This is a genomic window from Mycobacterium sp. NGS68, assembly GCF_059812195.1.
In genome coordinates this window covers 134,633-150,442 of the sequence record NZ_JCALCE010000009.1, presented here as the reverse complement: position 1 = coordinate 150,442, position 15,810 = coordinate 134,633, and the positions used below count along the sequence as shown (strand labels likewise).

General features: G+C 75.0%; 4 protein-coding genes. All 4 read left to right on the top strand.

All coding sequences use genetic code 11. The features are described 5' to 3' along the window. Positions 1–241 precede the first annotated feature (241 nt). Positions 242–4,318: a PE family protein gene (locus tag AC5Y5V_RS12590; protein ID WP_499935145.1), complete on the top strand. Its 4,077-nt coding sequence runs from the start codon at positions 242–244 to the stop codon at positions 4,316–4,318. A gap of 227 nt (positions 4,319–4,545) precedes the next feature. Then, positions 4,546–5,355, top strand: coding sequence for a sulfotransferase family protein (locus AC5Y5V_RS12585; RefSeq protein WP_499935141.1), 810 nt, complete (start codon positions 4,546–4,548; stop codon positions 5,353–5,355). 377 nt (positions 5,356–5,732) lie between these two features. After that, positions 5,733–10,529 (top strand): PE family protein, encoded by a 4,797-nt coding sequence (locus AC5Y5V_RS12580; RefSeq protein ID WP_499935137.1) that lies wholly within the window; start codon positions 5,733–5,735, stop codon positions 10,527–10,529. An 835-nt stretch (positions 10,530–11,364) separates the two neighbouring features. Next, positions 11,365–15,660, top strand: a complete 4,296-nt coding sequence (locus tag AC5Y5V_RS12575; protein ID WP_499935135.1) for a PE family protein — start codon at positions 11,365–11,367, stop codon at positions 15,658–15,660. The last annotated feature ends 150 nt before the right edge of the window (positions 15,661–15,810 follow it).

Here is a 15,810-nt window from a genome sequence, read left to right as displayed (position 1 = left end):
CAAGATGCGCGGGCATCGGCCCGCCTACCTGTGCCGCAGACTACCCCACCAAGGGCCTTCTACCTGGGATTTCTTGGCTGATACGGCTCTTCAGGGGTAAGGGAACCGCGCCGGCTGAAAACGCCGATTGAAATGTTGCCAAATCCGCCCCAAACCAAATCTGGCAGGCGTAAAGTCCCGACCGCCTGTCTTTAGGGACATTTGTGGTTTGGCCACCATTCGGGGGATTGGAGTGTGCAACATGTCGTCTAACCTGCTCGCAGCACCTGAGGCTTTGGCCGCAGCATCGGCTGAGCTGACCGGGATCGAGAACGCGATCAGGCAAGCTACGGCGGCCGCAGCTGCACCGACAACCGGGATCCTGCCGTCCGCACTCGACGAGGTGTCGGAGGCGATCGCCCGCTTGTTCGGCACGTACGGTCAGGATTTCCAGTCGCTGAGCGCACAAGCGGCGCAGTTCCATGCCCGGTTTGCGCAGTTGTTGTCCTCGAGTGGGACTGCGTATGGGCTCGCGGAGGCGGCCAACGCGGCCGCGCTGCCGACGGCCGCGGCTCAGGACCCGTTGACAGAGTTGGTCGGTCTCGCGCAGCCCTATGGGATTTTCTCGCCAGTCCAGGCGATTACGGGCCGCGCGCTGTTCGCCAACGGCGCCAACGGGACCAGTGGTGCTGCTCCCGGGGCGAGTGGCACGGCCGGTCAAGACGGCGGGTGGATCGTCGGCAACGGCGGTAATGGAGGTAACGGTGCCGCCGGTGCGAGCGGCGGGGCCGGCGGCGCGGGCGGTAACGGCGGGCAGGCAGGTCTGTGGGGTGCCGGCGGCGACGGCGGGAGCGGCGGGGCCGGCGGCCAGGGCACCGCCGCGACCGGCGGGTTCGGTGGGACTGGGGGTCGCGGCGGGACCGGCGGGGCAAATGGGTTTATCGGCGGTGGCGGCGGCGGTAACGGCGGCATGGGCGGCGCCGGCGGAGTCGGGGGCGGACCTGCGGGAGTCGGCGGTATCGGTGGCGGCGGCGGCGACGGCGGTGCCAACAGGCAGCTGTTCTCGTTCAATGGTCATGGCGGGGACGGCGGGGCCGCCGGGACCGGTGGGGCCGGTGCAACCGGGGTGGCGGGCAACGACTCCGCCACCGCGCCCACCGCGGGTGCTACGGGCGGCATGGGTGGCGCTGGCGGCGCCGCCGGTGACGGTGGGGCCAACCAGGCGATCCTAGGCGGCACCAGTGGTTCCGGCGGCCAAGGCGGTGACGGTGGCCAGGGCGGCACCGGCGGCGCAGGCGGCAACTACACCGGCGCTACCGGCGACGGTGCCGACGGCGGCCAGGGCGGCCAGGGCGGTATTGCCGCCGGGCCCGGTGGGGCTGCCGGTGTCAACCAGGCGGTGCTGTTTGGCAACGCCGGTGCGGCGGGTCACGGTGGCACCGGTGGCACCGGCGGCACGGGTGGGGCCGGTGGCGAGGGCAGCGCCCGCGGCCACGGCGGGACCGGCGGCGCCGGCGGCGCCGGCGGGGCGCATAGCGTCGGCAACGGCGGAAGCTTCGGTGCCGGCGGCGACGGAGGACAGGGCGGAGCGGGCACCAGCTCCGGTACCGGTGCGACCGCAGGGGCCGCCGGGGCCGGTGGGGCGGGCGCTGCCGCCACCGCCACCGGGCCCGGGTACGGCGGTGGCGGCGGCGGTGGCGGCGGTGGCGCCTTTGTCCAGGGCGGTAATGCCACCGGCACGGCCACCGGCGGAAACGGCGGGAGCGGCGGCGCCGGCACAGCCACCGCGACCGGCGGGCATGGCGGGGCCGGAGGCGCCGCCAGCATCACCGCCGACAGCGGAGGTTCCGTCGCCGGCGGCAGCACCGCCACCGGCGGCAAAGGCGGTGCCGGCGGCGCCGACGGCGCTATCGGCGGGGCCGGAGGCGACGCGGCGGTCCGGTCCGATGGCGGTGGATCCGTCACTGCCGGTATCGCGAAGGGCGGCGACGGCGGGGCCGGCATCAACGCTGGTATCGGTGGTGCTGGCGGAGCGGCGTCGGTGGAGGCCAGCGGTACGGGTAGTACCGCGACCGGCACCGCCACCGGCGGTGCCGGGGCTGCCGGTGTCGACGGCGGCCAGGGTGGTGCGGGTGGCCGCGGCGTCGTGTGGGGCGGTTACGGGAATGCCGGTGATCCGGGCATCGCCAGCGGTACCGCTACTGGCGGTGCCGGTGCTATGGGCACCGGCGCCGGCAGCATCGGCGGTGCCGGCGGCAACGCGTATGTCGTCGCCGCCAGTGGATACACCCACGCAGCCAGCGCCAGCGGTACGGCCCTCGGCGGCGCCGGGGGTGGTGCCTACAGCGGCGGCGTCGGCGGCAAGGGCGGCACCGGCTTGGTCGACGCCGGCGCTGGTGGCGCCTACAGCGGCGGCACCGTCACTGGCGGTTACGGCAAGGGCGGGGCCGGCGGTAAGGGCTTCGACGGCGGCCGTGGTGGTGACGGCGGCAGGGGCGGGGTCTTCGGCGAGTACGGCACGACCACTGAGAACAGCAAAGCCATCGGTGGCGTGGGAGGCAACAGCGGCGCCGGCATCGGTAATGGCCGCGGCGGCAACGGCGGCTATGGCTACGTGTTGTCGGCCACCGACGTCTCGGGCGGCAGCGCCCTCGGTGGCGACGGCGGGTTCGGTGGGGCCGGCGGCCAAAACGGTGCGATCGGCGGCGCCGGCGGCGGCGGGGGCAACTCGCACCTGTGGTTTGGCACCGACAACACGTCCCACGGCGGCGACGGCGGGCTGGGTGGTGCCGGTGGCGACGGTCTGGGCCACGACGGCGGCGCGGGAGGCGCGGGCGGCAATGCTGATGTGAACGGCTACGGCCCCGTCAACTCCATCACTGGCAGCACCGCGCACGGCGGCGGCGGCGGAGCCGGCGGGAATGGCACCGCCAGCGCGGCCGGCGGCCAGGGGGGCACCGGCGGTGAGGCCCTTGTCGATGCCACCGGTGGAGGCGTCGTCTCGACCAGCACCGCCCAAGGTGGGCTCGGCGGTGCCGGCGGCACCAACGGTGCTATCGGCGGGGGCGGCGGCAACGCGGCCGTCACGGCAGACAGCGGTGGCTCGGTCACTGGCAGCACCGCGACCGCCGGCGCAGGCGGTGCCGGCATCGACGGCGGCATGGGCGGCGCCGGAAGCGACGCCACCATCTCCGCCAGCGGCGTCGGCAGCTCCGTCACGAGCGGTCATGCCATTGGCGGGGCCGGCGGGTATGGCGACGGCTCGGGCAGCATCGGCGGCGCCGGGAACTACGCGACCATCTCCGCTAACGGCGTCGGCAGTACGGCTGGCGGGACCGCCCAAGGCGGCGCCGGCGGCTACGCCAAGCTTGGCGGCGCCGGAGGTCTCGGGGGTTACGGCCTGATCCATACCACTGGCGATCATGGCACCGCTGAAGGCACCGCCACGGGTGGCGCCGGCGGGTATGGCGTTGACCACGGTATCGGCGGCGCCGGCGGCGGTGGCTTAATTCAGGCGTCTCAGGGCGGGTACGCCAACGGGACCGCGACGGGCGGCCTCGGCGGGACCGCATCCGGTGCCGGCAGTGTCGGCGGTGACGGTTTTGACCCCATCTATGGCAGCGGCTTCGTCCAAGCCGGCTACGGCGCTATCGTCGGCGGCAACTCGACCGGCACCGGAATCGGCGGCAACGGCGGCAATGCCACCGGCGGCGGCCATGGTGGTCACGGCGCGTACGGAGGGGTGTTGACCGGAGGGACCGACGGGGTGGCTAGTGGCACCGCCACCGGTGGCGACGGGGGAGCAGCCAGCGCCAGCGGTGCTACCGGCGGTAACGGTGGTGGGGCCCAGGTCACGGGCTTGTTCGGTAGTGCCAGCGGTGACGCGACCGGCGGCAACGGCGGTGTGGGTCGCGGCGGCGACGGCGGTGATGGCGGTTACGCATGGACTGCCGTCAATACCGACAGCAGCCCGCAAGGCACCACGATTGTGAACGGCCACTCATTCGGCGGTAACGGCGGTGACGGTGGTCTCAACAACGGCCTTGCGCATGGCGGGGCTGGCGGTGACGCTGTCGCGGGCAGGCTGGTGCCCGCCGGCGGCACCGACTCCACCAATATCACCGTTCACGGCGGAAACGGCGGTACCGGCGGTAACGGCGGCACCTACGTCGACCCGTTGAACCCCGGCACCGGCGGTGTCGGCGGAAACGGTGGGGAAGGACAGTCACTGGGACTGACCAACGCCACCGCCGGTGACGGCGGACCCGGTGACGTCGGCGGACCGACGGGTGCGATTGGAGGGGGTGGAACCACGGGCGCAAGCGTGTTCAACCCCTAGTAATCGTCATGGGGCGCAGCGGGATTCGGGCCTGCTGCGCCCCACGGGTACGGTCAGGGCGGTAATGCGGGGTCGAGGCATTTCATCGATGCTCCCTATCGGTCGGGGTCTTTTCCCGTCAATACACTTGCGGTCCGAAATCCAGACGCCTCAACTCGCACGTCCTCCTGGACATCGATCGGCCGGGTCCCGCAGGCAACATCACCGGCAGAGTAAGAGAGGGACCTGTGTCAAGCATTCACTTCATCTCGGGTCTGCCGCGATCGGGTTCGACGTTGCTGGCCGCGTTGCTGCGGCAGAACCCGCGGTTCGAGGCGGGCATGTCGGGCCCGCTGGCCGGCCTGTTCGGTGCCCTGCTGCGGGAAATGAGTGGACTGAACGAGTTCTCGGTGTTCATCGACGACAGGAAGCGCGAGCGAATCCTGCGTGGGTTGTTCGACAACTTCTATGCCGAGTGCACCGCCGAGGTGATCTTCGATACCAGCCGCGCTTGGTGTGGGTGGATGGCGGCCATCGTGCGGCTCTTCCCGGACGCGAAAGTGATTGCGTGCGTTCGTGAACTGCAGTGGGTGGTCGACAGTGTCGAGCGGTTGATTCAACGCAACGTCTTTAGTCCGTCGTCGATTTTCAACTACAGCGCTGGGGGCACGGTCTACACCCGCGCCAAGAGCCTGGTAGCACCCGAAGGCATGGTCGGCGCACCCTACGACGCGTTGAAGCAAGCCTGCTACGGCGCGCAACGGGATCACCTATTGCTGGTCCAGTACGAAACGCTGAGCACCGACCCGGCCAAGGCCATGCGGGCCATCTACTCGTTTATCGGCGAGCCGGTGTTCGACCACGATTTCGGCAATGTCGACTACGACGTCAGTGAGTTCGACGCGCGGGCCGGCACGCCGGGACTGCACACCGTGCGGACCACGGTCGAGGCCGACGTGCGCGAGTCGTTGCTGCCACCGGACCTGTTCAGCCGTTTCCTGAACGACGCCTTCTGGCGTGATCCGCAGAAAGTTCCGCCGCGGCTGCAGATCGTATGAGTCCGGTGGGGCCTGCCTGCGGCGGCTGCCGGCGGCCCCCCGGTCGGCACTCCGCCTGACGTGTGAATTACGTATGCAATTGTTTATGTTGTATTCAACGAGTTTGCTGTGATCTTGGTTTCTGGTGGCGCTGGCACGCGCATTTGGTTGTAGCGCTAGGCATTGCGCCGCGATGGTGGACGGATTCATGTTGAATACATGGGACTTTCCGCGCCTCGTCGGGTGAAGGGGTGCAGGGGCCGCCGCCGATCCCGTCGTCAATGACACGCAGCCGCTTATTTGCCTAATTTGCCCCCCAAGTCAATTCGGCGAGCGTACAGTCCCGAGCCTCAGGCCTTAATTTGGTCGTGTCACGCTGCGGTGATTGGAGCCTAAAGATGTCGTCTTTCCTGGTTGCTGCTCCGGAAGCGCTGGTTTCGGCGTCGTCGGATTTGAGTGGGATCGGGGAGGCGCTGCGGACGGCTGCTGCGACCGCGTTGCCGTCGACGACGGGGGTGGTGCCGGCGGCGGCGGATGAGGTGTCGGGGGCCATCGCGCGGTTGTTCGGTGGGTTCGGGGCGGAGTTTCAGGAGTTGCAGGCGCAGTCGTCGGCGTTTCATGCGCGGTTCGCGGCGTTGTTGACTTCCGGTGGGTCGGCGTATGCGGCGGCGGAGTCGGCGGCCAGCACGGACCTGTTGACGACGCTGGTCGATCTGGCGCAGCCGTTCGGGATCCTGTCGCCGGTGAAGGCGATCACGGGGCGTTCGCTGTTCGTCAACGGCGGCAACGGGGCGGCGGGCACGAGCGGCGGCGCGACCGGGGGTGCCGGCCAGAACGGCGGCTGGCTGATCGGCAACGGTGGCACCGGCGGCACCGGTTACAACTCGACGACCGCGGGCGTGGCCGGCGGTACAGGTGGCGCGGGCGGGCAGGCGGGCCTGTGGGGCGCCGGCGGCTCGGGCGGCACGGGTGGTTCCGGTGGTGCGGGCGCGCAGGGCGGTCACGGCGGGGCCGGCGGGGCCAACGGCGTGTTCGGCGGCGGTAACGGCGGCGTGGGCGGCATGGGTGGCACCGGCGGTACCGGCGCCCTGGGCGGCACCGGCGGTACCGGTGGGGCGAATGCCCAGTTGTTCTCGCTGAACGGTTCTGGCGGTAGCGGCGGCATCGGCGGCACGGGTGGCGCGGGTGCCAATGGTCTCGATGGGGGCATGACGGCGGCCCAGCTGACGGGCGCAACCGGTGGCGGCGGCGGTGCGGGCGGTGTCGGTGGGGCCAACAGTTCGCTGTTCGGTGGGTCGGTGGGCAGCGGCGGTCACGGCGGCACCGGCGGCGTGGGCGGCAACGGTGGTGCGGGTGCGGCCGGGGTGACCGGCGGTGATGCGGGCACCGGTGGCGACGGCGGGCAGGGCGGCAACGCGGGTGGTGCCGGCGGCGCGGCGGGCACGGGTGGCGACGGCGGTGCGGGCGGTAAGGGCGGCACCGGAGGTAGCAGCGCGTCGCAGGCGGCCGACGGCGGTACCGGCGGTAACGGCGGCAATGGCGGTTTGAAGGGCAGCGTCGGCAGCGGCGGCGCAGTGGGTGGGGGTGGCGCCGGCGGCACCGGTGGCACGGGTGGCGCCGGTACCGACGCCGCGGCGGGCAGTGGACTGAACGGCGGCTACGGCGGCGGCGGTGGCGAGGGCGGCAACGGCGGCAAGGCGGCCGACGCGACCGGGATCGCGGGCGCCGGTGGGGCGGGCGGTGTCGGTGGTGTCGGCGGCGCGGGCGGTTCCGGGTCGAGCGGTACCGCGGTGGACGGCGGCTTCGGGGGCTTCGGCGGCAAAGGTGGCGGCGGGGGCGGGGGCGGTGACGCCGGGACGATCGGTACGGGCGGGATCGCCGGCAAGGGCGGCGCCGGTGCGGCCGGCGGCGTCGGTGGTGCCGGCGGTAACGCCGACGCGGGCTACGTGGCGGGCGACGGCGGCCTGGGCGGCCGCGGCGGTGACGGCGGTCTCGGCGGCAATGGCCCCAGCGGCGGGACGGGTGGTAAGGGCGGCAACGGTGCCATGGGCGGCGCCGCCGGGATCAGTGCCGACGGCTCCGCCGGAGGCAATGGCGGCTTCGGTGGTGACGCCGGCCAGGGCGGCAAGGGCGGCGTCGGCCTCACCGGAGTCGGCGGCACCGGCGGTGACGGCGGTACGGGCGGGGCCGGAAGCGGCGGCGCCAAGGGCGGCACCCTACTTCAGGGGCACGCCGGCTGGGGTGGCCGCGGCGGTGACGCCGGCGACGGCGGCGCGGGTGTTACGACGGGCGGTCAGGGCGGCACGGGCGGTACCGGCGGGGAGGGCGGCAAGGGCGCCGACCAGGGGCTTGGCTCCATGGCCGGCTACGGCGGCTGGGGCGGTGACGCCGGGAACGGCGGCGACGGCGGCACAGGAAATGTCGGCGGCCACGGCGGGCAGGGCGGTGTCGGCGGCGCCTCCGGCGACGGCGGCGCGGGCGAGAACAGCCAGGCCGGTACATACGCCGGCACCGGTGGCGCCGGCGGCAAGGGCGGCGACGGTGTCACTACGGGCGGCGCCGGTGGTCAGGGTGGTGTCGGCGGTGCCGGCGGCAACGGCGGCGACGGCGCCAACTCCCCCTCCAGCATCAGCGCGGGCGGAAACGGCGGCGCCGGCGGTGTGGGCGGCGACGGCGGCAAGGGCACCGGGGTGGGGGCCGTGGGCGGCAACGCCGGGACCGGCGGCGCCGGTGGCGCCGGTGGCGCGGGCGGAAACATCGGCATCAACGCAGAGCAGAGTGACGGCGGCCAGGGCGGTACCGGCGGCGGCGGCGGTACCGGCGGCGAGGGATCCACTGGCGGCACCGGTGGCGGCGGCGGCGTGGGCGGCGTCGGCGGCAACGCCGGGACCACCCCCGGAGGCTTCAGCGAGGCCGGCGCCGGCGGTGACGGCGGCCTGGGCGGTGACGGCGGCAAGAGCACCGGTGCGGGCGTCGCGGGCGGCAACGCCGGCACCGGTGGCGTCGGTGGTGCCGGAGGGAATGGCGCCGCGGGTTTGGTGAGCTATGGCGGCGTCGGCGGCGACGGCGGTGGCGGCGGCACTGGCGGCGAGAGCGTCACGGGTGTCGGCGGCAAGGGCGGCGGCGGCGGCGCGGGCGGTACCACCGGCACCGCCGGCGCCAGCGTCCAATACACCTACGGCGGCGACGGTGGCTCCGGCGGCGACGGTGGTACTGGCGGCGCGGGCGCGCTCGGCGGCGGTGCGGGTGGCGCCGGCGGCGTCGGGGCCACCGGCGGCACCGGCGGCAACGGCGCCCAGTACTCCGTCGGTGGCTACGGCGGTGACGGCGGCCGGGGTGGTGACGGCGGCCAGGCCACCGGAAACGGGGCCGCGGGTGGCCAGGGCGGTGCGGGTGGCGCCGCCGGTGCCGGCGGAGACGGCGGAGCCGTGGCCGGCGTCGGCGCAGGCAGCGAGGGCGGCATAGGCGGTACCGGCGGCGCAGGCGGCGGGGGCGGCAACGACAACGGCCTCGTCGGCGGTGGCAACGGCGGCGGCGGAGGCGCCGGCGGCCGGGGTGGCGACGGCGGCCACGTCGTCGGCGGCGGCCAGTACACCGGCGCGGGCGGCGGCGGTGACGGCGGTGCCGGCGGCGACGGCGGCTCAGGGCACCTCGGCGGCGGTGCGGGCGGCAAGGGTGGCGTCGGCGGCGACGGCGCCGACGTGAGCACCGGAAGCCTCGGCGCCGGCGCGAGCACCGGAGCCGGTTCCGGCGGCCGAGGCGGTGCCGGTGGCGCTGGCGGTGCGGCGACCGGTGCCGGCACGACGGCCGGTTCCGGCGGAGCCGGTGGCGCAGGCGGCAGCGGCGGCAGCAACCTGGTCGGCGGAAATACCGACGTCACGGCCTCGAGTAATGCCGGCTTCGGTGGCGCCGGTGGCGATGGCGGGGCCGGCGGGGCCGGCGTGGGCATCGACGCCAACGGTGGCAATGCGGGCGCCGGCGGTGCCGGTGGCAAGGCCGGCACCAACCTCTTCGGAGCCAACGCATACGGCGGCGGCGGCGGTGCCGGCGGCAACGGGGGTACCGGCGGCGACAGTAATGGCCTGGGCCACAACGGCGACGGCGGGGCGGGTGGCCAGGGCGCCGACAGCTCCGCCGCCTTCGGCGGCGGCGGCGGGATCAACGGCGGCAACGGTGGCGACGGCGGCAATGCCGGAAGCGGCGGGGTCGGCGGCAACGGTGGCAAGGGCGGCAACGCCGGCGCCGCGAGCAACGGCAGCGACGCGCTGGCCGGCAGCGGTCAGGACGGCGGGTTTGGGCTCTCCCTCACCGACAACGCCGGCAATGGTGGCAACGGCGGGGATGGCGGTGTCGGCGGCCTCAACGGTGACGGCGGCAACGGCACCGCGGGCGCCAACGGCGGCAACGGCGCCGGAGGCGGTGCGCCCAGCTTGCGTGGCGGCGACGGTGGCTGGGGCGCCGATGGCGGAAGCGGCGGTAACGCGGGCAACGGCAGCGGCGCTATGGGTGGCTCCGGCGGCAACGGCGGGGCCGGCGGCAACGCCGGCAACGGCGGCAACGGCCTCGATGGCACCGGCGCGTGGGGCGGCAACGGCGGGCACGGCGGTAACGGCGGCGCGGGCGGTAGCGGGCAGGTCACCAACGGCAACGGCGGCGCGGGCGGCGCCGGCGGGAAGGGCGGCGTCGGCGGTTCCGGAACGACGGCCAGCGGCGCCGACGGCGGCCTCGGCGGTACCGGTGGCGACGGCGGCTTTGGCGGTACCGGCGGCGCCGCGGGCGCCGGCCTCGGCACGCCCGGCACCGGCGGCAACGGCGGTACCGGCGGCGCCGCGGGCGCCGGCGGGGCCGGCGGTGCGGCCAGCAACGCCAACACCGGCGGCCTCGGCGGCTTCGGCGGCTTCGGCGGCTGGGGCGGCGACGCGGGTGCCACCGGCATCGGGACCGGCGCGACCGGAGGCGACGGCGGCGCTGGCGGCGCCGGCGGCGCCGGCGGGGCGCACACGGGTAGCGGGGGCATCGGCGGCCAGGGCGGTACCGGCGGGGGCGGCGGTACCGGCGGCAACGGTACGGGTACCGGGTTCGGCGGGCATGGGGGCGCCCTTGGCGGCGCCGGCGCCGGCACCGACGGCGGTGCCCCCGGAAGCCCCGGCAACGTCGGCGTCGACGGGAATCCGCCGCCTCCGCCCACTCCGTAATACGGGGCGCGGGATCGGCCTCGGCGGCACGGGCGGGCTTGAGGGCCGTGGCCGCGAGCGCGCTGCTGTGAGCGGGCGGCGAGCGGCCTCAAATTGCGGGTTCGGCGCGTGAGGGGCCTCAAATTGCCGGCGATTGGGCCGTGAGCGGCCTCAAATTGCGGGCGATTGGGCCGTGAGCGGCCTCAAATTGCAGGTTCGGCCGACGAGCGGCCTCAAATTGCAGCTCCGGGCCGTGAGCGGCCTCAAATTGCGCGTGAGCGGCCTCAAATTGCCGGTTCGGCCGACGAGCGGCCTCAAATTGCAGCTCCGGGCCGTGAGCGGCCTCAAATTGCAGGCAATTGGGGGGTTTTGCCTCACTTTTGAGGCCCCTCGCGCTCAGCGGCTGCCCTCGCGCTCGGCGGCTGTCGCCAATCGGCGCTCGCGCTCAGCGGCTGCCCCTCGCGCTCGGCGGCTGTCGCCAAGCGGCTGCCCCTCGCGCTCGGCGGCTGTCGCCAAGCGGCGCTCGCGCTCGGCCGCGCCCGCTGGGCGACTCGCCAAGCTGCGCGCGCCCTCGCCGCTGCTCCACCCCCGGGACGGTCGATCCGCAGGTTTGTATTCAATGAATTTGCTGTGATCCTCCCGTGCAGGTTGTGCAGGCCGGCGAATCGCCCGATGGCGCACGCACGATTCATGTTGAATAAAGGCCTTTTCCGCGATTCGTCGGTTGCGACAACGCGCCTGCCGCGACGGATCCCGTCATTGGCAACACGCAGCCGCTTGTTTGCCGAATTTTGCCGCGAAGTCAAGTTGGCGGGCGTACAGTCCCGTCCACCGCGAGGCTTGAGGAGTATCAACGATGTCGTCTTTCCTGTTCGCAGCACCCGACGCGCTGGCGTCGGCATCGGCGGATCTGAGCGGGATCGGGGAGGCGCTGCGACAGGCGTCCGCGGAGGCGTTGCCGTCGACGACGGCGGTGGCACCGGCGGCGGCGGACGAGGTGTCGGCGGCTATCGCGCGGCTCTTCGGCGGGTTCGGCGCGGAGTATCAGCAACTGCACGCGCAGACCGCCGCCTTCCACGGGCAGTTTGTGCGGTTGCTGACCTCCGGCGGGTCGGCCTACGCGGCGGCGGAGGCGGCAAATGCTCAGCCGCTGGCGGGCCTACAGGATCTCGGGTTCTTTTCGCCCGTGAAGTTGCTGACCGGCCGGCCGCTGTTCGGCGACGGCGCCAACGGCGCTACCGGCACAGGCAAGGCAGGTGGCGACGGGGGCTGGATCTTCGGCAATGGCGGCAATGGCGGTTCGGGAACGGCGGACGGGGGTGCCGGCGGGGCCGGCGGGTCGGCGGGGCTGTGGGGCAAGGGCGGCAACGGAGGTGAAGGCGGTGACGCCACCACCACGGGCGTCCAGGGCGGTCGTGGGGGTAATGGCGGGGCGAACGGGCTGATCGGCGGCGGCAACGGCGGCGTGGGCGGCATGGGTGCCACCGGCGGTACCGGCGCCCTGGGCGGCACCGGCGGCGCCGGTGGTGCCAACGCGCAACTGTTCTCGCTTAATGGCAGCGGCGGTAGCGGCGGCATCGGCGGCACGGGTGGTGCGGGTGCCAACGGACTTGACGGGGGCATGACGGCGGCCCAACTGACGGGCGGACACGGCGGCGGCGGTGGTGCGGGCGGTACCGGCGGGGCCAATAGCGCGCTGTTCGGCGGTTCGGTCGGCAGCGGCGGTCACGGTGGTACCGGCGGCGTGGGCGGCAACGGTGGTACGGGTGCGACGGGTGTGACCGGCGGCAATGCGGGTACCGGGGGCGACGGCGGGCAGGGCGGCAGTGCGGGCGGTGCCGGCGGCGTGGCGGGCACTGGCGGCGACGGCGGCGCGGGCGGCAAGGGTGGCACCGGTGGCAGCAGCGCGTCGCTGGCGGGCGACGGCGGAATCGGCGGCAATGGGGGCAACGGCGGGTTGAAGGGCGCCGTCGGCAGCGGCGGCGCGGTGGGCGGCGGCGGTGCGGGCGGCGCCGGCGGCACGGGCGGCACTGGCACCGATGCCCCCGCGGGCAGCGGACTAAACGGTGGTATCGGTGGCACCGGCGGCGAGGGCGGCAACGGTGGCAAGGCGGCCGACGCCACCGGGATCGCGGGCGCCGGTGGAGCGGGCGGTTCCGGCGGCCACGGCGGCGCCGGTGGCTCCGGCAGCACCACTGTCGGCTTCGACGGTGGGTCCGGCGGCTTCGGCAGTGCCGGTGGCGGTGGCGGCGCGGGCGGCGACGCCGGAACTGTGGGCACCGGCGGGATCGCAGGTACGGGCGGTGGCGGCGGCGCCGGTGGCGTCGGCGGTGCCGGTGGTGACGCCGACGCGACGCCGGGCATCAGGGGCGGGATCGGCGGACTGGGCGGTCACGGGGGTGACGGCGGCGCCGGCGGCACCGGCCCGAGCGGCGGCGAGGGCGGCCTCGGCGGCAACGCGGGCAAGGGCGGCGACGGCGGCAGCACAGACAGTGGTGCCAACGGGGGCGCCGGAGGCTTCGGCGGCGATGCGGGCAAGGGCGGCGACGGCGGCACGGGCACAACGGGCGTCGGCGGCGCGGGTGGCGGCGGCGGGGTCGGGGGCGCCGGCGGCAGCGGTGCCACGGGTGCCGACAACCTGGGGCACGGCGACGCCGGCTGGGGTGGCGCTGGCGGAGACGCCGGCAAAGGCGGCGACGGACTAACCCAGGGCGGCCAGGGCGGGACCGGCGGTCAGGGCGGTCAGGGTGGCCAGGGCGGCGACCAGGGCGCCGGCAACCGGGCCGGCAGCGGCGGCTTTGGCGGCGCGGCCGGTAAGGGCGGCGACGGCGGCACCGGCAACATCGGCGGCCACGGCGGGCAGGGCGGCGTCGGTGGCGCCTCTGGCGACGGGGGCGCGGGCGACAACAGCGAGGCCGGCACGTTCGGCGGCGTCGGCGGCGACGGTGGTAACGGTGGCGTCGGAATCACTGCGGGCGGCGCGGGTGGCGATGGCGGCGTCGGCGGGGCCGGCGGCAATGGCGGCGACGGCACGACGACTACCGGCAGCACCAGCTTGGGCGGCAATGGCGGCGGCGGAGGCTTTGGCGGCGAGGGCGGCAAGGGCACGGGCGCGAATGCCGTGGGCGGCGACGGCGGCGTGGGCGGCGCTGGGGGCGCCGCGGGTGACGGCGGCAACATCGCCTCCAACAACGCGAGCCGCGGCGGCACCGGCGGCAACGGCGGCGGCGGCGGGCACGGCGGGGAGGGCTCGACCGCCGGCACGGGCGGCGTCGGCGGCGTGGGCGGGGTCGGCGGCGACGGCGGCACCGCGCCGAACGGCTACAGCGAGGCCGGCACTGGCGGTCGCGGCGGCACGGGCGGTGACGGCGGCAAGAGCACCGGGGCGGGAGTCGCGGGCGGCGTCGCCGGTGCCGGCGGGGTCGGCGGGGCTGGCGGGGTCGGCGCCGCAGGTGCGGTGAGTTACGGCGGCGTCGGTGGCGCCGGCGGCGACGGCGGGTCCGGCGGAGAAAGCGACGCGGGCGTCGGCGGCGTCGGCGGTCGCGGCGGTGACGGTGGCGCCAGTGCGGGCGCGGGCGCCGTTACCAACTACACCCACGGCGGTGACGGCGGCTCCGGCGGATCGGGCGGCAACGGCGGCGACGGGGCCCTTGGCGGCGGCGTCGGCGGCGTCGGAGGTGCCGGTGCAAACGGTTCCACGGGCGGTACCGGGGCGAACCAGTCCAGCGTCGGCGGCAACGGCGGCGACGGAGGCCATGGGGGTTGGGGCGGCAACGCCACCGCGGCCGGCGCCGCGGGCGGTCGCGGTGGCAACGGCGGCGCCGGTGGAGTCGGCGGAGACGCCAGCGATGTGACTGGCGGGCCCGGAAGCGGGACGTCCGGCGGCGACGGTGGCCGCGGCGGCACCGGCGGCGGCGGCGGCAACGACTTCGGCCTGGACGGGGGCGGCAAGGGCGGCGCCGGCGGCGACGGCGGGAATGGCGGCGCTAGCGGCCACGGCGCCAGCGGCGGCCAGTACACCTACTCGGGCTTCGGCGGCGACGCGGGCTCCGGCGGCGTCGGCGGCGATGGCCACGCGGGCGGCGGCGCGGGCGGTAAGGGCGGTGTCGGGGGTAACGCCGCCGACATCAGCACCGGAAGCCTCGGCCTGGGGGCCGACACCGAGGCGGGCAACGGCGGCAACGGCGGCAACGGCGGCGCCGGTGGCGCCGGAACCGGCGCGAACTCGACGAGCGGAGCCGGCGGTGCCGCCGGCGCGGGCGGTACGGGCGGCAGCATCCTGGTCGGCGGAAACATCGACGTCGCCGGTTCCGACAGTTTCGCTGGCGGCGGCGGTCAGGGCGGGGTCGGCGGCGCCGGCGGGGCCGGTACCGGTGTGGCGGCCAACGGTGGCAACGCCGGCGCCGGAGGTGCCGGTGGCAACGCCGGCACGAATGTCCTGGGCGCGAATGCGTACGGCGGCGTCGGCGGTCAGGGCGGCGACGGCGGAACCGGCGGCAACAGCAACGGCGGCGCCAACGGCAACGGCGGGGCCGGTGGTCATGGCGGCAACAGCACCGACGCCTTCGGTGGCGGCAACGCCGTCAACGGCGGCAACGGAGGCAACGGCGGCAACGCCGGGACCGGCGGGACAGGCGGGGCCGGCGGCGACGGCGGCGACGCAGGTACCGCCGGTAACGGGGGCGATGGCCTGGCCGGGACCAGCCAGAACGGCGGTAACGGCTTCAGCTTCACCGGCAACGAGGGCAACGGTGGCAACGGTGGCAACGGCTCCGGAGGACTCAACGGCAACGGCGGTGACGGCACCGCCGGTGGTAAAGGCGGCGCCGGCGCCGTTGGCCCGGCGCCCGACGGTGGCATCGGCGGCAACGGTGCGAAGGGCGGAAACGGCGGCAATGCAGGCTCCGGCGGGACCGACGGTAACGGTGGCGACGCGGGCGCCGGCGGCGCGGGCGGCCGTGGCGGCGACGGTGTCACCGACGGAGGCCACGGTGGCAACGGCGGTAATGGCGGTAACGGAGGTAACGGGGGCAACCTCGGGACCGCAGGCCAAGGCGGCAACGGCGGTGCGGGCGGCGCGCTCGGCGACGGCGGCGACCCCAACGGCATCAACGGATCCGGCGGCACGTCAGGCTCCCACGGTTCCCCCTGACGCCGCGGTTGCGGGTGTTCACGTGACGATGCCGGCGCCGGCGGCGCTTACACCCTGCCCGGCGCCGGCGGCCGGGAATCCGCCGCCCCCGTGATGGCCGTGACGAGCCGAATTAGGTGAGACTGGGGCGCAATAAATCCGCCGGCCGCG